General features: G+C 59.2%; 17 protein-coding genes and 1 pseudogene. 2 read left to right on the top strand and 16 right to left on the bottom strand.

Translation table 11 applies throughout. The features are described 5' to 3' along the window. Window positions 1-11 precede the first annotated feature (11 nt). The 13 genes from eutA to maeB form a co-directional block, all read right to left on the bottom strand. Window positions 12-1415, bottom strand: a complete 1404-nt coding sequence (gene eutA, locus ACSIPU_RS13350) for an ethanolamine ammonia-lyase reactivating factor EutA (RefSeq protein ID WP_435322116.1) — start codon at window positions 1413-1415, stop codon at window positions 12-14. Then, window positions 1412-2644 carry an ethanolamine utilization protein EutH gene (eutH, locus tag ACSIPU_RS13345; RefSeq protein ID WP_004104378.1) on the bottom strand — a complete coding sequence of 411 codons (1233 nt, stop codon included), beginning with the start codon at window positions 2642-2644 and terminating at the stop codon, window positions 1412-1414. Before eutH ends, eutA begins: the two co-directional genes overlap by 4 nt. Before the next feature lie 216 nt (window positions 2645-2860). Continuing rightward, on the bottom strand, window positions 2861-4048 hold the full coding sequence (eutG, locus tag ACSIPU_RS13340; RefSeq protein WP_004104380.1) for an ethanolamine utilization ethanol dehydrogenase EutG: 1188 nt from the start codon (window positions 4046-4048) through the stop codon (window positions 2861-2863). Beyond that, the gene (eutJ, locus tag ACSIPU_RS13335; protein WP_004104382.1) at window positions 4038-4877 is read right to left on the bottom strand and encodes an ethanolamine utilization protein EutJ; all 840 of its coding nucleotides are present in this window, start codon (window positions 4875-4877) and stop codon (window positions 4038-4040) included. The genes eutG and eutJ overlap by 11 nt, the downstream gene beginning before the upstream one ends. A 12-nt stretch (window positions 4878-4889) precedes the next feature. Next, window positions 4890-6293, bottom strand: coding sequence for an aldehyde dehydrogenase family protein (locus tag ACSIPU_RS13330; protein WP_004104384.1), 1404 nt, complete (start codon window positions 6291-6293; stop codon window positions 4890-4892). Window positions 6294-6304: 11 nt separating this feature from the next. Next, window positions 6305-6592: an ethanolamine utilization microcompartment protein EutN gene (gene eutN, locus ACSIPU_RS13325; RefSeq protein ID WP_004104386.1), complete on the bottom strand. Its 288-nt coding sequence runs from the start codon at window positions 6590-6592 to the stop codon at window positions 6305-6307. Between the two features lie 114 nt (window positions 6593-6706). Beyond that, window positions 6707-6997, bottom strand: a complete 291-nt coding sequence (gene eutM / locus ACSIPU_RS13320) for an ethanolamine utilization microcompartment protein EutM (RefSeq protein WP_000387720.1) — start codon at window positions 6995-6997, stop codon at window positions 6707-6709. Window positions 6998-7038: 41 nt separating this feature from the next. Continuing rightward, on the bottom strand, window positions 7039-8055 hold the full coding sequence (gene pta, locus ACSIPU_RS13315; RefSeq protein WP_004104391.1) for a phosphate acetyltransferase: 1017 nt from the start codon (window positions 8053-8055) through the stop codon (window positions 7039-7041). After that, on the bottom strand, window positions 8052-8855 hold the full coding sequence (eutT, locus tag ACSIPU_RS13310; RefSeq protein WP_004104392.1) for an ethanolamine utilization cob(I)yrinic acid a,c-diamide adenosyltransferase EutT: 804 nt from the start codon (window positions 8853-8855) through the stop codon (window positions 8052-8054). Before eutT ends, pta begins: the two co-directional genes overlap by 4 nt. Beyond that, entirely contained in the window at window positions 8852-9544 is a 693-nt protein-coding gene (eutQ, locus tag ACSIPU_RS13305; RefSeq protein WP_004104393.1) for an ethanolamine utilization acetate kinase EutQ, read from the bottom strand. The genes eutT and eutQ overlap by 4 nt, the downstream gene beginning before the upstream one ends. Beyond that, window positions 9522-10001, bottom strand: a complete 480-nt coding sequence (gene eutP / locus ACSIPU_RS13300) for an ethanolamine utilization acetate kinase EutP (protein ID WP_004104394.1) — start codon at window positions 9999-10001, stop codon at window positions 9522-9524. Before eutP ends, eutQ begins: the two co-directional genes overlap by 23 nt. A 12-nt stretch (window positions 10002-10013) precedes the next feature. Next, window positions 10014-10349 carry an ethanolamine utilization microcompartment protein EutS gene (gene eutS / locus ACSIPU_RS13295; RefSeq protein ID WP_004104395.1) on the bottom strand — a complete coding sequence of 112 codons (336 nt, stop codon included), beginning with the start codon at window positions 10347-10349 and terminating at the stop codon, window positions 10014-10016. Window positions 10350-10508: 159 nt separating this feature from the next. After that, window positions 10509-12788: an NADP-dependent oxaloacetate-decarboxylating malate dehydrogenase gene (gene maeB, locus ACSIPU_RS13290; RefSeq protein ID WP_004104396.1), complete on the bottom strand. Its 2280-nt coding sequence runs from the start codon at window positions 12786-12788 to the stop codon at window positions 10509-10511. 289 nt (window positions 12789-13077) lie between these two features. Between maeB and tkt the strand changes: the two genes are divergently transcribed. After that, entirely contained in the window at window positions 13078-15072 is a 1995-nt protein-coding gene (gene tkt / locus ACSIPU_RS13285; protein ID WP_004104397.1) for a transketolase, read from the top strand. Here the strand turns inward: tkt and ACSIPU_RS13280 are convergent. From ACSIPU_RS13280 to aegA, 3 genes and pseudogenes are all read right to left on the bottom strand, one after another. Next, window positions 15041-16108: a DUF1176 domain-containing protein gene (locus ACSIPU_RS13280; RefSeq protein ID WP_004104398.1), complete on the bottom strand. Its 1068-nt coding sequence runs from the start codon at window positions 16106-16108 to the stop codon at window positions 15041-15043. The two genes, tkt and ACSIPU_RS13280, sit on opposite strands and share 32 nt — an antisense overlap. A 65-nt stretch (window positions 16109-16173) precedes the next feature. Further along, window positions 16174-16771, bottom strand: a pseudogene (gene nudK, locus ACSIPU_RS13275) (GDP-mannose pyrophosphatase NudK). 58 nt (window positions 16772-16829) lie between these two features. Further along, window positions 16830-18794, bottom strand: a complete 1965-nt coding sequence (gene aegA / locus ACSIPU_RS13270; protein ID WP_049095254.1) for a formate-dependent uric acid utilization protein AegA — start codon at window positions 18792-18794, stop codon at window positions 16830-16832. 373 nt (window positions 18795-19167) lie between these two features. Here aegA and acrD point away from each other — a divergent pair, with 373 nt between their 5' ends. After that, window positions 19168-22281, top strand: coding sequence for a multidrug efflux RND transporter permease AcrD (gene acrD / locus ACSIPU_RS13265; protein WP_004104401.1), 3114 nt, complete (start codon window positions 19168-19170; stop codon window positions 22279-22281). Window positions 22282-22352: the final 71 nt, after the last annotated feature.

The raw sequence follows: 22352 nt of genomic DNA, 5'->3' as shown, positions 1-22352 counted from the left end.
AAGTCGTTCCCTCAGGAAGGAAATGCGAGTGATTTCACCGTCACCGGCACAACCGATCCGCCAAAAAGAGGCGTACCAATGTCGATATAGTCCCCCGCCCGTACGCTCACCTCATCGATGACCGCCAGCGGGAGTTGTTGCAGCTGCGGGCGCAGCAGCATGCCCAGCGCTTTGCCAAAGTCCTGCTCGGCCACCACCAGCAGGGGATGCGGATTGGGAAAGCGCGCGACAAAAGCCAGTAGCGCGTCAATCACCACCAGCAGGGCGGCGTAGCGCACCGGCAACGAAGCAGGAAGCGCCAGCACGTAAGTATCCGATCCCGGATCCAGATCGAGCTGCAGCAGCGCCTGCTGCCAGGCGCTCAGCAGATCGGATTCATCAAGCGGGATCGCCACCGGCAGATTGCGCAGCGGGAGCTGAACCCCTTCCAGCCAGATAGTGCTGCCGGAAAGCGAGAGCGTATGCGCGCCGGCGCCAATCACCGTGGCGCGCACGGTTTGCGCCGGAAACTGCACGTTCATCTTCCGCAGCCGCGGATGCTCGTGCAGCGCCGTGGCCAGCAGCGGTCCGATATCCGCAAAACAGAACGGGTCGGCAGGCTGGTTGCGGTAGCACTCGCCCACTCCGCCGGAAAGGGTAATCACCTCGGGTACCGCGCCTGCGGGCAGCAGGCCGGTTTGCATCAGCCGTTGCGCCAGCGGAGAGAGCGTGCCGTCGATAACTTCGACGATCAGATCCGCCATCCGACGCGCTACCTGCGCTAACTGCGAAGCACTCAACGCGCGCGCATCGACGCCTGCGCCAAAAACCTCATCGACGATCATTTGCCCCGGCTGATGGGCATAAACCACCCGTCCCTGGCCGTCGGTCTCCAGCAGGCGTCCGCCAACGTTCAGGCAGGCGGTGGCGCTGACTTTTCCCGCTTCAAATAGCGCGTAATTTGAGGTACCGCCGCCGATATCAATGTTCAGCACCCGGCACATCCGCTGTTCAGAAAGGGTTTGCGCCCCGGCGCCGTGACCGGCAATCACCGATTCCAGATGCGGCCCGGCGCTGGCCACCACAAAGTCACCCAGCGACTGCGAGAGCGCCATCACCGCCGCCCTTGCGTTGCGGGTTTTCGCGCTTTCGCCTGTGATAATGATCGCCCCGGAGTCCACCGATTCTGGGGCAACCTCTGCGGCCTGATACTGCGCCAGAATCAGCGCCTTGAGTTCGTCCTCCTTCAGACCGCCCTGTTTATCAACCGGGGTAAAGAAGACCGGGCTTTGCCAGCTAATTTCGCGTTTGATGAATTCGTAGCGCGGCACCTGCGACACCGCCGCACGGTTAACCAGCTCAAGGCGGGAGAAGATCACCTGAGTGGTGGTGGTGCCGATATCGATGCCGACGCTCAGCAGCTGGCGAGTTTTCACGATTGCGTCTCCGCTTCGGTTGTCGCCGCCGCCGGTGCGTTTTCATCTTTCGGCACCAGCAGCATCGCCACGCCAATGGCGGTAACGCCGCCGATCAGCTTGCCAACGATCATCGGGAAGATCATGGCGTTCATGTTGGCGGCGGCGAAGCCTAAATGGTCGCCCAGCGCGAAAGCGGCGGAGACGGAGAAAGCGCAGTTAATGACTTTTCCGCGAGTATCCATCTGTTTCATCATGCCGAACATCGGGATGTTGTTGGCCAGCGTCGCCACCATGCCTCCGGCGGCCATGTTATTGATTTTCAGCAGATTACCGACACGCATCAGCGGCTTTTCAAACCAGCGGGTCAGCAGCAGCACCATCGGATAAGCGCCGAGCAGCACGCAGGATATCGAGCCAATGACTTCAATGGCGCGCATCACCTCGCCGGGCTGGTCGCCGGGAGCCATAAAGATCGGATCAAGCCCCGGGATCAGATCCCAGCCCAGCAGGAACTTGATGACCGCTGCCGCCAGGCCGATGGTGATCAGCGCCACCAGAAATTTGGCGAAGATCTGGAAGCCGTTGATCATTTTTTCCGGAATAAACTTCAGCCCCAGCGCGACCAGCACCGCGACGATAAGCACCGGGATCATATTCATCAGGATCAGCGCGAAGGTAAACTCTACCGGCTGACCGTTAATCTCCACGCCGGAGTACATGGCCACCAGGCCGCCGGCGATACAGCCAATCGGAATCGTAACGATCCCGGCCAGCACGCCCAGCGCCAGGTAGCGGCGGTCAGAGGGTTCGATGATGCCGAGCGCGACCGGAATGGAGAACACCAGCGTCGGCCCCATCATCGCCCCGAGGATCAGGCCGGAATAGAGCCACGCCGCCACGTCGCCGCCCGCCAGCTCTTTGGCGAGGAAGAAACCGCCCATATCGCAGGCCAGTAGCGTGCCGGCAAACATCGACGGGTTCGCGCCGAGCATTTCATACAGCGGAATAATCACCGGCCCGAGCAGGTGCGCCAGTACCGGCGCCAGCGCGGTCATCCCGACCATCGCCAGGCCCAGCGCCCCCATCGCCATAAACCCCTCTTCGAACTGGCCGCCGGAGCCCTCAATGCTTTTACCAAACTTGCCGAGAAAGCGCGCCGAGCCGCCAAACTGCGACAGGATCCTGTCCACGGCGGCAATCAGCATAAAGAACATCATGATGTACATGATGATTTCGTTAATTCCCATAGCCCTTACTCCCTGTCATTCGTTATGTGTAAAGACGTCCCATGGGCATACAACCAACGCCAGGACGGTAGCCCGGCATCGCCTCCGGGAAATTCTGTAACGTTTTGCGCACTTCTCCCGGGGGCGGCGCTTTGCGCCTTGCCCGGGCTACGGGCTGGTAGCCCGGACAGACGCGCAGCGTCGCCTCCGGGATAATCAGCCGGGGTTAACGCCGCATCAGTGCGCCGCCGCGTACAGATCGATAATCTGCTCCCGGCTGGCGGTGCGTGGATTAGTGCGCAGACAAATGTCCTCCTGCGCCGCCTGCGCCCATGCGCTGAAATGTACGGCCATCGCGCCGGCATCCGAGAGTCGTTTGCTCAGGCCCACTTCAGCAATCAGCTCGCGTACGGCGGCGATAGCCTCACGATCGTCGGTTTTCTTGCCGGTTAACGCCCGACCGATTTGGCTGAAACGCTCGCGGCGCACCATGCGGTTAAACTCCATCACCGTCGGCAGCAGCATGGCGTTGGCCTGGCCGTGCGGAATATGCAGCGCTGCGCCAGGCTGATGCGCCATCGCATGACATAAGCCCAGACCCGCGCTGGAAAAGGCCATCCCCGCCATACAGGAAGCCAGCAGCATACTTTCGCGCGCGGCAAGATCCTGGCCGTAGCCAACGGCCTTCGGCAGCGACCGGCCGATCATCGCTATCGCGCCAATCGCCAGGCTGTCGGTGAAGGGCGTCGCGTTGAGCGCGCTGTATGCCTCAACGGCGTGGGTCAGCGCGTCAATCCCGGTCATTGCCGTCACCTGTGGCGGAACGCCTTCGGTCAGGGCGGCGTCGAGAATCGCCACGTCCGGCATGAGCGAGGCATGGGCCAGCACTTGCTTACGCCCGCTGACTGCATCGATAATCACCGTCACGTTGGTGGTTTCCGAGCCGGTTCCGGCGGTGGTCGGCACCGCAATCAGCGGCAGACGCGGGCGCAGTACGCTGCTTTCCGTCATCGCGCTTAACGTCTGCTCCGGGTTGGTGACTAACAGCGCGACCGCTTTCGCCGCGTCCAGCACCGAACCGCCGCCAAAGGCCACCACGCCGTCGCACTTCGACTCGCGCAGCTGCGCCACCGCCGCGCAGACGTCGGTAATGCACGGTTCTCCCGGCGGACAGGGCCAGACGGTCATCGTCACCCCTTTCATTGCCAGGCTGCGAGCAAGCCCGGCGGTCATTCCCGCCTGATGCAGGAAACTATCAACCATCACCAGCAGATGGCTTAGGCCCCGCGCTTGCGCCTCCTGTCCGCAGGCGCTCAGCGCGCCGAGGCCGCACAGCGTTACCGGCGGCACGCTGAAGGTTTTCACCCGCTGCAGATTCAGGGTATCGAACGCCTGAAAGAGCGCCGTCTGCAGTTCAGCTTGCATAGATTCCCTCCGCTTTCTCTCTCCCGCTGCTGGCTATCGCCAGCGGGGTCATAAACAGGCTGTGCTGCGGTAAATGCACCCGTAATTCCGGGAAGCGTTTGCGAAACAACGCGTCCACGCCCGGCTGCATACAGGAGCCGCCCGCCAGCCATAAATCGGCAATGCCATGTCCTTCAATATGGTGAGCAACGATCTCCGCCATTTTTTCGTACACCGGCTTCACCACCGGCCAGATCTCCTGCGCGTTGCTGCGCTTGTACTGCTCCGCCTCTTCCAGCGGGATGCGACGATTTCCGGCGAGGGTCAGGGAGATATGATGGCCGCCGGTCGCTTCATCGGCGGAGTAGGTCACCAGACCCTGCTTAACGATGGCGATGCCGGTGGTGCCGCCACCAATATCCACCACGCCGGCGTTATCAAGCTGCAGCAGATCCGCCACCGCGGTCGGTTCATCCAGCACGTGGCTAACTTCCAGGCCGGCAGATTCGAGTACGTTGATCGAAATACGCGGGTCGGTACCCGGTGGAAAAGAGGTCGCCGCATGGGTGAAGCGGCAGCCGAGCTGCTGTTCAAGAACGTCGAGATGGCGGCGCACGAGGGTAACGGCGCCGAAGAAATCCCAGACGATGCCGTCGCGCACGACGTCAGCCCAGTCCAGGCACACTGCAACCGGCTGGCCATCGCCATCGACCACCATCGACACGACATCGCAGGTGCCTAAATCCACGCCCAGCCACAGCGGCGAACCGCTGTTCGCAGGCGTCTGGTTACACAGGGCCGCGGCTTTTTGTAGCCTGGGAGTGAGCCAACGTTGTTCGTCGTGCGCCATCTCTTTCACTCCTTATACGATGCGGAACGCATCCACCAGCACGCAGCGACGCAGACGGACAAAGGTACGTGCGCTGGTTACCCCCTCCCCGGTCGGCGTAGTGATGGTCATGGTGGTCCAGCCCTCTCCGCCCAGCCCGAGCCCGGCAATGCACGGCCCGTTTTTGACGAAAATGCTGGTATCAATGGCATTGGCCATCTGATTCATGTTGTCGATATTGCGCGAGTGCATCGCCGCCGTATGGTGGCAGCCGCCTTCCAGCTGCACCGCCAGCGCAATAGCGTCATCGACGCTGGCCACCCGTACGACAGGGAGTACCGGCATCATCAGTTCAGTCACGGCAAACGGATGGCTGGCCGGCGTTTCAACAAACAGCAGGCGCGTCTGCGGCGGAACGCTCAGGCCGATGGCGGCGGCAATCTTGCTCGCGTCACGTCCCACCCAGTCACGGCTGACCGTACCTTTGCCGCGCTCATCGATATTCTTCAGCAGCACCGGCTGAAGCTGCTCGGCCTGGGCCGCGCTGAGCTTCACAGCCTGCTGGCCTTCCATCAGGCGCATCAGCTCGTCGGCGACGCTATCGACGACAATCAGCACCTTTTCGTCAGCGCAGATAATGTTGTTATCAAACGAGGCGCCTTTGACGATGGACTGCGCGGCGCGCGCCAGATCGGCCGTTTCGTCGACCACTACCGGCGGGTTACCGGCCCCGGCGGCAATCAGACGTTTATTGGTATGCTTGCGTGCGGACTCCACCACCGCTTCGCCGCCGGTGACCACCAGCAGACCAATGCCGGGGTACTTAAACAGCCGCTGGGCCGTTTCGATATCCGGGTTCGCCACGGTGACCAGCAGATTGGCCGGACCGCCCGCGGCAATTACCGCCTGGTTGAGCAGCATAATCGCCCGCTGAGAGACTCTTTTCGCCGCCGGATGCGGGGCGAACACCACGCTGTTGCCCGCGGCAATCAGGCTGATAGCGTTATTAATCACCGTTGCCGCCGGGTTGGTGGAGGGCGTGACCGAGGCCACCACGCCCCACGGCGCGTTTTCAATCAACGTCAGGCCGTTATCGCCGGTCAGCACCTGCGGGGAGAGACATTCGACGCCCGGCGTGCCGCGCGCCTGGGCCACGTTTTTGGCAAATTTATCTTCAACGCGTCCCATGCCGGTTTCGCTGACGGCAAGCTCCGCTAATTCTCTGGCATGTTTTTCGCCTGCCTCACGAATGGCGTGAATCGCCAGCTGGCGCATCGCCACGCTTTTCAGCCCCTGCTGAGCCACCTTTGCCGCCGCGACGGCGTCATCAAGGGAGGCAAAGACGCCCATCTCATGAACGGCGCTGTCCGGCTGGCTGCTGTCCTTCATTTTCAGCAGTACGGCTTTCACCACCTGTTCAATATCCTGTTGGTTCATGATGTTCAGTCCTATTTATGGAAAATCACCTGGCCGCCGGCCACCGCTTCATCGACGATACCGATGACGCACAAATCCACAGGAGACGCGTCGCTGCGGTGTGCCTGTCGCGCCGAGCTGCCGCTGACCAGCAGCACCCATTCGCCGGGCCCTGCGCCGATGCTGTCGATGGCGACGGCGCACTGTCCGTCGGGCTTGCCCGCAGCATCAATCATCTCCACCATCAGCAGCTTGTCGTGCGCCAGCCCCTGATGGCGAACGGTGCAGACAATTTGTCCCGTGACGACTGCCAGTTTCATACCCGCCTCCCTGGATTGCGTGGTGAGTCATGGGCCGGATAAGCGCAGCGCCATCAGGCAATGGCGCGCGTTAATACCGAAGGACAACCCCGGCGCGCCTTATCCGGCTAACCATCAGATGTTGCTGTCGCCTTTGAAACTGATGGGGAACACCTCCTCCAGATCGCCGTGCGGACGCGGAATCACGTGCACTGAGACCAGCTCGCCGATACGCTGCGCCGCAGCGGCGCCGGCATCGGTAGCGGCCTTGCACGCCGCCACGTCGCCGCGCACCATCGCGGTGACCAGTCCGCCGCCAATCTGCTTCACGCCAACCAGCTTCACGCGCGCGGCTTTTACCATCGCATCAGAGGCCTCAATCAGCGCAACCAGGCCCCGGGTTTCAATCATTCCTAATGCTTCCATTGTGTTTTCCTCTTGCGTAAGGGGGTCCAGAACGGGACCGTTCATTCAACCTGCATGGGTAAGCGGCAATCGCTGCTTACGTCACTCCGGCGCGGCACGGCTGCCACTAACGCCAGTTCGATAATTTCCTGCACGCTACAGCCTCGGGAGAGGTCATGGAGCGGTGCGGCCAGCCCCTGAATCAGCGGCCCGATCGCACGATAGCCGCCCAGACGCTGGGCGATTTTGTAGCCGATGTTGCCCGCCTCCAGCGATGGAAAAACCATCACATTGGCCCGTCCCTGCAGCGGACTGTCGGGCGCTTTTTGCGCGGCGACCTCCGGCACGAAGGCGGCGTCAAACTGCAGTTCGCCATCCACCATCAGCTGCGGAGCGCGCTGACGCACGATCTCTGTGGCCTGCTGTACGTTGGCGACGTTGGGGTGGCGGGCGCTGCCGTTGCTGGAAAACGACAGCATCGCCACCCGCGGCTCCTCGCCGGTAATCGCCTGCCATGTCTCAGCGCTGGCGATAGCGATATCCGCCAGTTGCGCCGCCGTCGGCTGCGGCACCACGCTGCAGTCGGCAAATCCCAGCGCCGGTCCGACGTACTGCGGCAGCATCAGAAAGATCGACGACAGCGTTTTGCAGCCAGGCTGAAGGCCAATAATGCGCAATCCGGCGCGCAGTACGTTCGCCGTCGAGGAGAGATTGCCGGCAATACACACGTCGGCCTTTCCGGCGCTGACCATGGCGGCGGCGAACATCAGCGGGTCGTTGAGTTTTTCCTCCGCGTCCGGCGGCGTTTTTTCCCCGGCCCGATCCAGCCAGCGCCGGGCAAAGGCGGCGCGCATTTGCCGGTTGCTGTACGGATCGACAATCTGCATTCCGTCCATCGGCAACCGGTGGCTGAGGGCGAACTGGCGCAGAGCAAAAGGGCTGGCGATCAAAATCGGCTTTGCCAGCCCCTGCTGCTGCAGGTAGTGCGCCGCTTTAAGAACGCGAATGTCCAGGGCATCCGGAAACACCACCCGGGCGGGCGAACGCAAAGCCAGTTGACGAGCGCGTTGAATAATCATTGCTCCCCTCCCAGGCGTTGTTGGATCTGGCTGACGGTTAGCGGATGGTTTGCCACGCATAAAATCATCATCACGTAGACGGTGCTGGAGAGGCGGTTGAGCGCCTGCAGAATGTCCGGACGTAAGACCTCAAAGCTGCGGGTAATAAAGACCTGGGCGGCGATCGTTTCCGTCTCCCGAACCCGGGTGCGCAGCAGATTGAGCAAGGCGGCATCGCGGCCGTGAGCGGCTTCAGGCACCAGATGATCGTGGCCGAGATAGCGCAGCGGCTGGTGGGAAAGGCGATGCAGTTCATCCTCGTTCAGGCCGACGATGGACTGTGCCGCCAGCGGTTCATCCATAGCGTCGGCGCGCATAATATTGCCCAGACGCGAGCGGATATCCGCTAGCCAGGGCTGCCATGGCTCCGCCAGTTCAATTTGCAGCCATACCGCCAGGGCGATGGTGGCGTCGAGCGCGGCGCGAAAGCCCAGGCGCGGATCGCTTTTAGCGACCATTTTGTCCGCCGTCAGATGGGTCAGGGTGTCCGGTTTTTTTTCGACCGGCTGGCGGCACAGTTCGCAGCAGGCCTGCGGATATGTGTCGCTGCTGGTTAAACCGTGTACCGGCTGCGGCTGCTGCGCGTCGTCATCGACAAACAGGCTTCCCTGCTCATCGAGAAACTTAATGCGCAGACGGCGGTTCTCCAGCAGTTCCCGGGCCGAAGGCGTCAGACGAGCGTCGGCGGGCAGATGGATTTCTGCCCCTTCGCTGAGCGTATGGTTCGCTCTGAGCCAGGCTTCGGTAATAAAATCTTTCATAGCGATTGCCAGTTCGCAGGCCAGGCGACGTACAGGAAGCGCACGGTCGATGGCGTGCCGAATTCAATGCTGGAGCCTTTCGGGATAAACATCACATCGCCGGCTTTGGCCACCATGGTTTCACCTTCATGGCGTACGTGGAGTTCTCCCTCCAGCACCATGTCGACTTCGTCATAGTTCAGCGTCCATGGGAAAAAGGCGTTTTCCCACTGCATAAATCCGGCGGCCATACTGCTACCGTCCTGCCCGGTGACTAAATCCGTTAAGCCGACGCAGTGCGGTTCCGCGCCGTCGAAGCGGCCAAATTTCACGCTGCTGCCGTCAATGACTTTGACGCCGCCTTTACCGGTGACCGCCTTAAAGCTGGGCTGCATATCGCCCAGCACCAGCGACTGTTTTTCTTTCATCACCTTGTCCATCAGCTGCGCGACCAGGCTTTCGGTAAACTGCCCTTCCGGCAGCTGGGCAATAATGGTTTCGCGAATGCGCTGGCTTTCGGTTTTGCCCTCCTCCACCGGTACCGTCGCTTCTGGCGCGGACTCATCGCACTCTTTGATGGCGACGCCCAGCAGCTCCGCGACTTCGCGAGCTTCCGGGGTGATGATGCTGGCGCGCAGCACAACCGATATTTCCTCTTCACCTCGCGCGTGGGCCGCACGAATATCGTTAGCTGTGATTAGTTTCTTCACCTGCCCCTTCCTCCTTTTGGCTGAGCTCACTCAAGTAATTCACCAGCAGCTCTACGCTTTGCGGGTCGTGAGCGTTGAGCGCGAAAATTGGCTCCTGAAACCCCATCTCGTACAGCAGTTGCCGCACCGCGGCGACGTTAGCGTCCGGCATGTCCGTTTTGCTAATCGCGGCGATATGGCGTTTATTCGCCCCAATATCCAGTAACCCGGCGGGTAGACGACTTTCGGTATCATTTGCCGCGTGGACATAAATCAGCGTATCGACATCCTGCAGTGTGGTAATTAATGCGTGATACCAGCGAGGATGACTAAAATATTCTCCTGGGGTGTCGATATCGCCTTTTTCATTAAATTCCACGGCCTGCGTTTTTCTCGCGAGGGAATAATTTCCGTGCAGCGCATTAAATAGCGTTGTTTTTCCCGCGCCCACCGTACCGACAAATGCAATACGCTTCATCGCAGCCTCTAATTAGCTTTTAGTTAACTCGCAGAGGGTGTAATTTAATAATCGACCAAGCCCGCTAACCGTCTGAATCAGCGCCTCTTCAACCGCTCCCACTGAGCCGTAAATCACCAGCGCGCCGCTAAACCTGTCGAGAAAACCGATATGCACATCGGCGGCTTTCATCGCTAAATCACCGGCGATCATGGCGGTTTCGCCAGGGGTTAAGGTCATAATGCCGATAGCGCCGGATTCGGGAACGCCGATCTTTTTCGCCAGTTCTGCCCCAGGGTGCGCAATCAGGTGCGCCAGCGTCACCTGCTTGCCGGGGACAAACTCCTGAATGATGCGTTCTTTATCCATAACTCACCGCTCCGCTAAAACTTGCGCTTATCGTGACAAGTTTCCGCTGGAGTAAATAACAAAATTCGGCAAGTTGATTTGAAAGGTGAGATAGATCACTTATAAACAGAAATAAAAAAGCGCGGGAGAATTCCCGCGCCTGAATTAATTAAATGATAATTACAGCGGCTGAGTTTGCGCTTCAACAACCGCCAGCGCGACCATATTCACGATACGCCGTACCGACGCAATTGGCGTCAGGATATGTACCGGCTTTGCGACACCCATTAGCACAGGCCCCACGGTCACGCCTTCCGAGCTGGAAACGCGAAGTAAGTTGTAACTAATACGGGCCGCTTCCATATTCGGCATCACCAGGATATTGGCTGAACCTTTCAGCGGACTGTCCGGCATCCGCTCATTGCGAATGCTTTCCACCAGCGCGGCATCGCCGTGCATTTCGCCATCGATCATCAAATCCGGCGCCTGCGTCTTCACCAGCTCCAGCGCCTGGCGCATTTTGCTGGCGGACGGGCAGTCCGAAGAACCAAAGTTCGAGTGCGAAAGCAGCGCTACCCGCGGCTCAATCCCGAATCGACGAACGGTTTCTGCCGCCATCAGGGTGATTTCGGCAATTTGCTCCGGCGACGGATCGTGGTTAACGTAGGTGTCAGCGATAAAGGTGTTGCCGCTCGGCAGCAGCAGCGCGTTCATCGCCCCTGCCGCATGAACCCCTTCGCGGTAGCCAAACAGCGGCTGTATTACGCTGTAGTGTTCGTGATAATCGCCAATGGTGCCGCAGATCAACGCATCGGCTTCGCCGCGCTGCACCATGATCGCGCCGATGACCGTGGTATTGCTGATCACCGCCCGCTGCGCCTGCTCCTGGGTGATCCCGCGGCGCTTCATCAGGTTGTAATATTCGTTCCAGTACTCTTTAAAGCGCGGATCGGATTCGTTATTCACGATCTCAAAATCAACGCCGGCTTTGATCTGCAGCCCCAGCTTCTGAATACGCATCTCAATGACGCCAGGCCGGCCGATAAGGATCGGTTTCGCCAGCCCGAGGGAGACCAGTTCCTGAGTCGCGTGCAGCACGCGGGTATCTTCGCCTTCCGCCAGCACCACCCGCTTCGGCTCTTTGCGCGCCTGCGAGAAAATCGGCTTCATGAACAGATTCGTTTTGTAGACAAACTCGCTGAGCTTCTCGATGTAGGCATCAAAATCGGCGATTGGGCGCGTTGCGACGCCGGAGTCCATCGCCGCTTTCGCCACCGCCGGAGCAATCTTGACGATCAGCCGCGGGTCGAACGGCTTCGGAATGATATATTCCGCGCCGAAGCTCAGGTCCTGATCGCCGTAGGCGGAGGCCACCACTTCGCTCTGTTCTGCGTGAGCCAGTTCGGCAATCGCATGCACCGCCGCCAGTTTCATCTCTTCGTTAATCGCCGTTGCGCCGACGTCCAGCGCGCCGCGGAAGATGAACGGGAAGCACAGCACGTTGTTCACCTGGTTCGGATAGTCGGAGCGGCCGGTGCAGATAATAGCATCGGAGCGCACCTCTTTCGCCAGCGGCGGCAGAATTTCCGGCTCAGGGTTAGCCAGCGCCAGAATCATCGGCGCGCGGGCCATCTTTTTAACCATTTCCTGGGTCAGCACTTTCGGGCCCGAGCAGCCGAGGAAAATATCCGCCCCGTCAATCACATCATCCAGCGTACGTTTGCCGCTGTCTTCTACCGCATAGGCCGCTTTCGTCTCCGCCATATTCGGCTCACGGCCCTTATAGATAACCCCTTTCGAGTCGCAGACCACAATGTTGTGTTTCTGCATTCCCAGCGCTACCAGCAGGTTCATACAGGCAATCGCCGCCGCGCCCGCGCCTGATACGACCATCCGCACGTCGGAGATATTTTTCTCCACCACCCGCAGACCGTTCAGAATCGCCGCGGTACTGATAATCGCCGTCCCGTGCTGATCGTCATGGAAGACCGGAATATTCATGCGCTCGCGCAGCTTCTGCTCAATGTAGAAGCACTCCGGCGCTTTGATATCTTCGAGGTTGATACCGCCGAAGGTCGGCTCCAGCGCTGCAACGACGTTGATAAATTTGTCCGGGTCAAGCTCATCGACTTCAATATCGAATACATCGATACCGGCGAATTTTTTAAACAGAACGCCTTTACCTTCCATTACCGGCTTACCGGCCAGCGCGCCGATATTGCCCAGTCCCAGCACCGCCGTGCCGTTGGACACCACCGCCACAAGGTTGCCGCGGGCGGTATATTTATAGGCTGCCAGCGGATCCTTCTCGATTTCCAGACAGGGGGCGGCGACACCCGGCGAGTAGGCCAGAGCCAGATCGCGTTGGGTAGCAAGCGGTTTTGTCGGGGAGACCTGGATTTTTCCGGGGACCGGGAATTCGTGGAAATCAAGGGCGCTTTGTTTTAACTGCTCATCCATTTTATCGTTCCTTTCACGTATCGATCGTAGGGGGTGAAACGTAATGGCGTACCTGGTGTTCACCCTAAAGGGCTACCTAGTATCTCGCCTGACGGCTTCGTAAACTTTGAACACCGCCATACTCTCGCCATAACAAAGTTATGTTTGTTATCGATTTATAATGTTTATGTAACTTAGATTCGGAGGCAATGATAGCCCCGTCTGCTATGCTTTTTAGTTATGCAACTCATCACCCTCTCTATCCTAAACCAATAAAAACTCATGCAACTCATTGTTTCAGGAGCACATTATGTCCCGTAGAGAACTAGCCAACGCCATCCGCGCCCTGAGTATGGATGCAGTACAGAAAGCCAACTCCGGCCACCCTGGCGCGCCAATGGGTATGGCCGATATCGCCGAGGTGCTGTGGAACGATTTCCTTAAGCACAATCCTGAAGACCCAAAATGGTACGACCGCGACCGTTTTATTCTCTCCAACGGTCACGCATCAATGCTGCTCTACAGCCTGCTGCATCTGACGGGTTACGATCTGCCCATCGAAGAGATAAAAAACTTCCGTCAGCTGCATTCAAAAACCCCGGGTCACCCGGAGATTGGCTATACGCCGGGAGTGGAAACCACCACCGGTCCGCTGGGGCAAGGACTGGCAAATGCCGTGGGTCTGGCTATCGCCGAGCGCACGCTGGCGGCGCAGTTTAACCAGCCGGAACACGAAATTGTCGATCACTTCACCTACGTGTTTATGGGCGATGGCTGCCTGATGGAGGGGATTTCTCATGAAGTGTGTTCCCTGGCGGGGACGTTAGGACTGGGCAAGCTGATCGGTTTCTACGACCACAACGGCATTTCCATCGATGGTGAAACGAAGGGCTGGTTTACCGATGACACGGCAAAACGCTTTGAGGCCTATCACTGGCATGTGGTGCATGAAATTGACGGCCACGACCCCGAAGCCGTGAAGAAAGCGATTCTGGAAGCCCAGAGCGTGAAGGACAAACCCTCGCTGATTATCTGCCGTACGGTGATAGGCTTCGGTTCGCCGAATAAAGCCGGGAAAGAAGAGGCCCACGGCGCCGCGTTGGGGGAACAGGAAGTGGCGCTGGCGCGTCAGAAACTCGGCTGGCATCACCCGGCGTTTGAGATCCCGAAAGAGATTTACCGGGCCTGGGATGCGCGTGAAAAAGGGCAAAAGGCGCAGAAAAGCTGGCAGGAGAAGTTTGCTGCGTATCAGCAGGCCCATCCGCAGCTGGCGGCGGAGTTTACGCGGCGCATGAGCGGCGGACTGCCTGAGTCGTGGGATGAAACGACGCAGAAGTATATCGCCGATCTGCAGGCTAACCCGGCGAAAATCGCCACCCGTAAGGCTTCGCAAAATGCCCTCGATGCCTACGGCCCGCACCTGCCGGAACTACTGGGCGGCTCCGCCGACCTCGCGCCCAGCAACCTGACCATCTGGAAAGGGTCAACTTCGCTGAAAGAGGATCCGGCGGGTAACTATATCCACTACGGCGTTCGTGAATTCGGGATGACGGCCATCGCCAACGGCATCGCGCATCACGGCGGGTTTGTGCCCTATACCGCCACCTTCCTCATGTTCGTCGAATATGCCCGCAACGCGGCGCGTATGGCGGCGCTGATGAAAGCGCGGCAAATCATGGTCTATACCCACGACTCCATCGGTCTCGGCGAAGATGGCCCGACGCACCAGGCGGTCGAACAGCTGGCCAGCCTGCGCCTGACGCCAAATTTCAGCACCTGGCGACCGTGCGATCAGGTAGAAGCCGCGGTGGCGTGGAAGCTGGCGGTAGAGCGCCATAGCGGACCGACGGCGCTGATCCTCTCCAGGCAAAATCTGGCGCAAATGGCGCGCACGCCGGAGCAGGTACAGAATATCGCCCGCGGCGGCTACGTGCTGAAGGACGCAGGCGGCAAGCCGGACCTGATCCTGATAGCCACCGGTTCGGAAGTCGAGATAACCGTGCTGGCGGCGGAGAAGCTGCTGGCCAAAGGGGTGAACGTGCGCGTGGTTTCCCTGCCATCGACCGATGTCTTTGATGCGCAGGATGAGGCGTATCGGGAATCCGTCCTGCCCTCGGACGTCAGCGCCCGCGTCGCCGTCGAAGCCGGCATCGCCGACTACTGGTATAAATACGTGGGGCTAAAAGGAAAAATCGTCGGTATGACCGGCTATGGCGAATCGGCGCCGGCCGATAAGCTCTTCCCTTACTTCGGCTTTACCGTTGAGCATATCGTCAGCGTAGCGGATGAGCTACAGAACGGGTAACCCATAACGTGGGCCAGGCGTCTGGCCCCTGCCAGTTATCGCACTGCGGCTGCTGCGCGTAGCGTACCAGGCTAAACCGCTGGCCGTCATAGCGCCAGCGCGTTTGGATACCGCAATCGCCGGGTGCGCGCCCTTTATCGAGGGTCACCAGTTCCTGGTGCCGATCGTCGTAGCTGGCGTTCACCAGCTCGACGTCACGCGGCGCATCGCCGGGTGGCTGGAAGGGCAGCGTGAGTCGTACCGGATGAGCAATATATGGCCGCTGGCGCGAAACCAGCCAGGCCAGCCAAATGGTATTATAGGCGCCCGCTTCGCAGCTGGTCATCAACAGGACCTTCTCGTCGGTCAGCGCGGACACCCGTACCTCGCGGCGAAACGGATCCAGCGAACAGGCGCTGCTGTTCATGCGCTCATTGCCATAATCCATCAGATCGTTAAGTTCATCGCGGCTCAGGGGCGACTGCGCCCCCTCCATTTTCACCACCGATCGCAGCGCCGGCGCAGGCGGTACGCTGAGCGGCGGCTCTTCCCCCTTGCCGACCCATGCGGTCTCGCTCCCCACCCGCTTTTGCCGGCTATCAATAAACAGCAGGGCGGCTTTGAGCCCCTGCAGAGAAATAGTCTGGAGACCCTTTTCAAGCGTGATGGTCTGCGCGTTTTGCACTTGCTGCAGGAATGCGTCAATGGTGACGTTATCGTCAGTTTTCAGCAGTTTGTCGGCAATCTGCCAGTGTGTATCGCTCAAGGCCAGGGGTTTGCCATCGAGCTGAAGCCGGGGCGCTATCGGCGCCAGCGCCGCCACCGGGTTGCCCACGCCTCCCAGCTCAATACGCAGGCTGGCGCTGGTTGCCGCTCCGGCGCTGCGGGTAAGGGTCATCACCAGGCCGTGGTGTAGCCCGACGTTGCGGGCTACGCAGAAGTTCTGATTGTTGCAGGTCACCTGCCAGTCGCTGAAGAGCTGTTGCGCCGGCGCCGCCCGCACCAGCGATGCCGGCAGCAAACCGCAAAGCAGAAACAAAATAACCCGATACCACATGAGCGGCACAACCCCGATGAACACGCCATAAACAGCGGCTATGTTCGCCAGCGGCGAGGTTTTACTCAATCGGATTTATCAGAGATCCCCGTTCATCAGCCCGGAGTTTTGCAAATATTGCAGCAGGATCACCGCTTTGCCGTCGCGGATTTCCCCGTTGGCCATCATCTCCAGCGCCCGATGATAAGGGAGCTCCAGCACCTCGATCTCTTCATCATCAACGCCGCCACCGTCGTTGGCCCGCTGGGTATCGTTATATTCGGCAATAAAGAAATGGATAAGCTCGGTGACGCCGCCGGGCGACATAAACAGTTCAAACAGTTTGCGCACTTCGCCGACTTCGAAGCCGGTCTCTTCAATGGCTTCTTTACGCACGCACGCCTCCGGCTCGTCGCTGTCCAGCAGCCCGGCGCAGGTTTCGATCAACATCCCGTCTTCGTTGCCGTTTACCCAGGTCGCGATGCGGAACTGGCGAACCAGCACGACGGTCTGCTTATGGCGGTTATACAGCAAGATGGTCGCACCGTTGCCGCGATCGTAGACTTCGCGTTTATGGCGAACCACGTTGCCGTCGCTGCGCGTCAGCTCATAGGTCATGTTGCGCAAAACGAACCAGTTTTCGGAGAGGATTTTATCTTTGATAATGTTGATATTGAGTGACATACGGGCCCCACAGCGTGAAATAACGATGTCATACTACGCTGCGGAACCCGCTTTGTCGTTAGTGAAGCGAAATCGGTTTAACCTCGAGGAAGTCCATGATCCCCTGCGCCGCGTGGCGGCCTTCCGCCATTGCAGTTACCACCAGATCGGCGCCGCGCACCGCATCGCCGCCGGCAAACACCTTACGATGAGTGGTCTGGTAACGATAGCGACTTTCCACATTGGCCTTTATTCGGCCGCGGCTGTCGAGCTTCACGCCCACCGATTCCAGCCACGGCATACCGTGCGGATGGAAACCGAAGGCCATAATCACCGCATCGGCGGGCATCACGAACTCGCTTCCGGGGATTGGCGAAGGGCTGCGGCGTCCCTGTGCATCCGGCGCGCCAAGCTGGGTTCGCAGGAAGCGCACGCCGTTGACGTGCCCCTCTTCGTTCAGCTCCAGGGTGACCGGCTGGACGTTAAATTCAAATAATGCCCCCTCTTCGCGCGCGTTTTTCACCTCTTTCTTCGAACCGGGCATGTTGGCTTCATCGCGACGATAGGCGCAGGTGACCTGCTTTGCGCCGTGGCGCAGCGCGGTGCGCACGCAGTCCATCGCCGTATCGCCGCCGCCGAGTACCACGACGTTCAGCCCCTCGGTATTGACGTAAGGCTCTTCCGGCAGCTCCAGCAGCCCCATAACCTGTTTAGTATTCGCGATCAGAAACGGCAGCGCATCGTAAACGCCGGGCGCGTCTTCATTCGGCAGATCCGCTTTCATGGAGCGATAGGTACCTGCGCCAATAAATACCGCATCATATTCATCAAGCAGCGTCGTCAGCGGAATATCCTTGCCTATTTCGCAGTTCAGCTCAAAGCGTACGCCCATCCGGGTGAAGATTTCACGCCGCCGGACAAGCAGGGATTTATCCAGCTTGAAGGCCGGAATGCCAAAGGTCAGCAGGCCGCCGATTTCCGGATGGCGGTCAAACACCACCGGGCTTACGCCGTTGCGCACCAGCCGGTCGGCGCAGGCGAGACCGGCTGGACCGGCGCCGATAATCGCCACCCGCTTACCGCTGTTCACGACCTGCGAAAGATCCGGCCGCCAGCCGTTGGCCAGCGCCTGGTCGGAGATATAGCGTTCAATGTTGCCGATAGTCACCGAACCGTGCTCATCGCGCAGCGTGCAGGCCCCTTCGCACAGGCGGTCCTGCGGGCAGACGCGACCGGTTATTTCCGGCAGGCAGTTGGTCTGATGAGAAAGCTCAACGGCGGCGGCGATATCCCCCTCTTTCACCCGCTCAATCCACTGCGGAATATGGTTGTGCAGCGGGCAGGTCCATTCACAAATGCTGTTTTCGCCGCATTTCAGGCAGCGTTCCGCCTCGCGATTGGCCTGTCCGGCGCTGAACGGAAGATAAATTTCGGCAAAATTGGCCTTACGCGCTGCGGCGGATAGCTTGTCGGGCTCGCCGCGCGGCGGCGTCGCGGCCATCTGTGCGACTTTCCCGGCGGAGCAAGATGCCATCGGTGCGCCGGGGTGACCCAGACGCGCCGCGCGCTGACGCCGCTGTTTCGCCAGATTCATCAGCGTGCTGTCCGTCGCCAGCTCCAGCGCCCCGGCCGGGCAGTTTTGCACGCAGGCAGGCCCCTCTTCGCGACCGTTACACAAATCGCACTTATGCGCCGTCGCTTTGACTCTGCCCTCCTGTACCGGCGTCAGGACGATTTGCATCACGCCAAACGGGCAGGCAACCATACAGGATTTACAGCCGATGCATTTTTCCTGATTCACCTGGACGCTGCCGTTAAGCTGGCTGATGGCGTCATTTGGACAACTGCGGGCGCACGGCGCGCCTTCACAGTGGTGACAGGTTACTGCGTTACGCTTTTGCTCATTTTTGATAACCGTAATGCGCGGCAAAAAACGCTGCGGGGTCAATACATGCTGCTCATCGTTATGCGCCATGACGCAGGCAACTTCACAAGCCTTGCATCCGATGCACTTATGACTATCGCTTAAAATAAAGTGGTTCATGACATCCTTCAGTCTTATTGGTGAATAACCCCTCAATTCGCATGACTATCTATTACCCGACAAGGCGGGGCTGGAACAATGTGCAATTGCACAGGTCGCCGATTTTTTGGTAATAACCCGAGTTGGATCAATTTTTTTGACTTAAATGAAATTACGTTTTATTTAGCTAAGTGATAATAGGCCGCGTCTGCGGCGACGGGTAGAAAGGATGACGTCGGTAGAGGGAGAAGGACGGTTCTTTACGCTGCCATAAAAGGCACACGATAAATTACACTATCTCCTTATTTTCTCCACGATTGCCTGCGCCCTTGCCGCTAGAGTGTCACAGGCTCTGCAATAACAAAAAAATGTGCAAAATGAGGTCCTAATTCTGATGGCGAATTTTTTTATCGATCGCCCCATTTTTGCGTGGGTTCTGGCAATCCTGTTATGCCTGACCGGTACGCTCGCAATTTTGTCGCTTCCCGTTGAGCAATATCCCGAACTTGCCCCTCCTAACGTCAGGATCGCAGCAAACTATCCCGGGGCCTCAGCACAAACGCTGGAAAATACCGTTACCCAGGTTATCGAGCAGAATATGACCGGCCTCGACAACCTGATGTACATGTCATCCCAGAGCAGCGGCACCGGGCAAGCCACCGTGACGCTAAGCTTTACCGCCGGTACCGATCCGGACGAAGCCGTCCAGCAGGTGCAGAACCAGCTGCAGTCGGCGATGCGTAAACTCCCGCAGGCCGTCCAGAACCAGGGCGTGACGGTGCGTAAAACCGGGGACACCAACATCCTGACGATTGCGTTCGTCTCTACAGATGGCAGCATGGATAAACAGGATATCGCCGACTACGTCGCCAGTAACATTCAGGACCCGCTCAGCCGGGTAAACGGCGTCGGCGACATTGACGCCTATGGTTCCCAGTATTCGATGCGTATCTGGCTCGATCCGGCCAAACTCAACAGTTTTCAGATGACGGCAAAAGACGTCACCGATGCCATCTCTTCACAGAACGCGCAGATTGCCGTCGGCCAGCTGGGCGGTACGCCTTCGGTAGATAAACAGGCGCTCAACGCGACAATTAATTCGCAATCGCTGTTACAAACCCCGGAACAGTTCCGCAATATCACCCTTCGGGTTAATCAGGACGGCTCGGAAGTTACCCTTGGCGACGTCGCGACCGTGGAAATGGGAGCGGAGAAATACGATTACCTCAGCCGCTACAACCGCCAGGCGGCTTCCGGGCTGGGGGTTAAGCTGGCCTCTGGCGCAAACGAAATGGCGACCGCCGAACGCGTCATCAGCCGTCTGAACGAGCTGTCGCAATACTTCCCGCATGGTCTGGAATATAAAGTCGCTTACGAAACCACCTCATTCGTTAAGGCGTCGATTACCGACGTGGTGAAAACGCTGCTCGAAGCCATCGCGCTGGTGTTCCTCGTCATGTATCTGTTCTTGCAGAACTTCCGCGCGACATTAATCCCAACCATCGCCGTTCCGGTGGTGCTAATGGGGACTTTCGCCGTCCTCTACGCCTGCGGCTACAGCATCAACACCTTGACCATGTTTGCGGTGGTGCTGGCGATAGGCCTGCTGGTGGACGACGCCATCGTGGTGGTGGAAAACGTCGAGCGTATCATGAGCGAGGAGGGCCTCTCGCCGCGTGAAGCGACGCGAAAATCGATGGGGCAAATTCAGGGTGCGCTGGTCGGTATCGCCATGGTCCTATCGGCAGTATTCGTGCCAATGGCCTTCTTCGGCGGCACCACCGGCGCGATCTATCGTCAGTTCTCGATCACCATCGTCTCGGCAATGGTGCTGTCGGTTCTGGTGGCGATGATCCTTACCCCGGCGCTGTGCGCCACGCTGCTCAAACCGGTGCATAAAGGCGAAACCCACGGGCAACGGGGTTTCTTTGGCTGGTTTAACCGCACGTTTAACCGCAACGCCAGCCGCTACGAAACCGCCGTCGGCAAAATTCTTCACCGTTCGCTGCGCTGGATAATGATCTACGTCCTGCTGCTGGGGGGGATGGTGTTTCTGTTCCTGCATCTGCCAACGTCATTCCTGCCGCTGGAAGACCGCGGCATGTTTACCACGTCGGTGCAATTGCCCAGCGGTTCGACCCAGCAGCAAACCCTGAAGGTGGTCCAGCAGGCGGAAGACTATTTCCTGAAAAACGAAAAACAAAACGTCGAATCGGTGTTCGCCACCATCGGCTCCGGCCCCGGCGGCAACGGACAGAACGTAGCGCGTATGTTCGTTCGCCTGAAGGACTGGGACCAACGCGATCCTACAACCGGTTCCTCTTTCGCTATCATCGAACGCGCGACCAAAGCGTTTAATAAAATAAAAGAAGCTCGCGTCTTTGCCAGCAGCCCGCCGGCCATCAGCGGCCTGGGCAGTTCCGCCGGTTTCGATATGGAACTGGAAGACCATGCGGGCAACGGACACGAAGCGCTGATGGCCGCTCGCGATACCCTACTGGAGCTGGCCGCTAAAAATAACCAGCTGACCCGCGTTCGCCACAACGGCCTTGACGATAGCCCGCAGCTACAGGTGGATATCGATCAGCGCAAAGCCCAGGCGCTGGGCGTCTCCATCGATGATATCAACGACACCCTCCAGACCGCGTGGGGGTCAAGCTACGTCAACGACTTTATGGACCGCGGCCGCGTGAAGAAGGTCTATGTTCAGGCGGCCGCGCCGTATCGCATGCTGCCGGACGACATTAATCTGTGGTACGTACGCAACAGCAGCGGCACGATGGTGCCCTTCTCCGCTTTCGCCACCTCCCGCTGGGAGACCGGTTCGCCGCGTCTGGAGCGCTACAACGGCTATTCAGCGGTAGAAATCGTCGGTGAAGCCGCGCCGGGCGTCAGTACCGGTACCGCGATGACAATTATGGAAGAGCTGGCCCGCCAGCTGCCAAACGGCTTTGGCCTTGAATGGACGGCGATGTCGTATCAGGAGCGCCTCTCCGGCGCGCAGGCTCCGGCGCTGTACGCCATTTCGCTGCTGGTCGTGTTCCTGTGCCTGGCGGCGCTGTACGAAAGCTGGTCGGTGCCGTTCTCTGTGATGCTGGTGGTGCCGCTGGGGGTCATCGGCGCCCTGCTGGCGACCTGGATGCGCGGTCTGGAAAACGATGTCTACTTCCAGGTGGGACTGCTGACGGTGATCGGTCTGTCGGCGAAGAACGCCATTCTCATTGTCGAGTTTGCCAATGAGCTGAATCAGAAAGGCGAGGACCTGCTTACCGCCACGCTCTCCGCCTGTCGCCAGCGTCTGCGGCCGATCCTGATGACCTCGCTGGCGTTTATCTTCGGCGTGCTGCCGATGGCCACCAGTACCGGTGCGGGTTCCGGCAGTCAGCATGCCGTTGGCACCGGGGTCATGGGCGGGATGATTTCAGCCACGGTGCTGGCAATCTTCTTCGTACCGCTGTTTTTCGTGCTGGTGCGTCGTCGCTTCCCGCTCAAGGAACGGCCGCAATAATCAGGATGCGCCCTGGCGATATGTCGCCGGGGCCAAATAACAGAAAAGGCGACCGGATGTGTCGCCTTTTT

It is taken from the genome of Klebsiella sp. HN106 (assembly GCF_051209435.1).
In the GTDB taxonomy this organism is placed as follows: domain Bacteria; phylum Pseudomonadota; class Gammaproteobacteria; order Enterobacterales; family Enterobacteriaceae; genus Klebsiella; species Klebsiella oxytoca.
This window is presented reverse-complemented; position numbering and strand designations above follow the sequence as displayed.

Coding starts and splice junctions, on each gene's coding strand:
- pta (WP_004104391.1), bottom strand. CDS start 8,055: ATGATTATTCAACGCGCTCGTCAACTGGCTTTGCGTTCGCCCGCCCGG.
- eutN (WP_004104386.1), bottom strand. CDS start 6,592: ATGAAACTGGCAGTCGTCACGGGACAAATTGTCTGCACCGTTCGCCAT.
- eutJ (WP_004104382.1), bottom strand. CDS start 4,877: ATGGCGCACGACGAACAACGTTGGCTCACTCCCAGGCTACAAAAAGCC.
- ACSIPU_RS13280 (WP_004104398.1), bottom strand. CDS start 16,108: ATGTGGTATCGGGTTATTTTGTTTCTGCTTTGCGGTTTGCTGCCGGCA.
- maeB (WP_004104396.1), bottom strand. CDS start 12,788: ATGGATGAGCAGTTAAAACAAAGCGCCCTTGATTTCCACGAATTCCCG.
- eutM (WP_000387720.1), bottom strand. CDS start 6,997: ATGGAAGCATTAGGAATGATTGAAACCCGGGGCCTGGTTGCGCTGATT.
- ACSIPU_RS13330 (WP_004104384.1), bottom strand. CDS start 6,293: ATGAACCAACAGGATATTGAACAGGTGGTGAAAGCCGTACTGCTGAAA.
- eutT (WP_004104392.1), bottom strand. CDS start 8,855: ATGAAAGATTTTATTACCGAAGCCTGGCTCAGAGCGAACCATACGCTC.
- eutG (WP_004104380.1), bottom strand. CDS start 4,048: ATGCAAGCTGAACTGCAGACGGCGCTCTTTCAGGCGTTCGATACCCTG.
- eutS (WP_004104395.1), bottom strand. CDS start 10,349: ATGGATAAAGAACGCATCATTCAGGAGTTTGTCCCCGGCAAGCAGGTG.
- tkt (WP_004104397.1), top strand. CDS start 13,078: ATGTCCCGTAGAGAACTAGCCAACGCCATCCGCGCCCTGAGTATGGAT.
- eutP (WP_004104394.1), bottom strand. CDS start 10,001: ATGAAGCGTATTGCATTTGTCGGTACGGTGGGCGCGGGAAAAACAACG.
- aegA (WP_049095254.1), bottom strand. CDS start 18,794: ATGAACCACTTTATTTTAAGCGATAGTCATAAGTGCATCGGATGCAAG.
- eutH (WP_004104378.1), bottom strand. CDS start 2,644: ATGGGAATTAACGAAATCATCATGTACATCATGATGTTCTTTATGCTG.
- acrD (WP_004104401.1), top strand. CDS start 19,168: ATGGCGAATTTTTTTATCGATCGCCCCATTTTTGCGTGGGTTCTGGCA.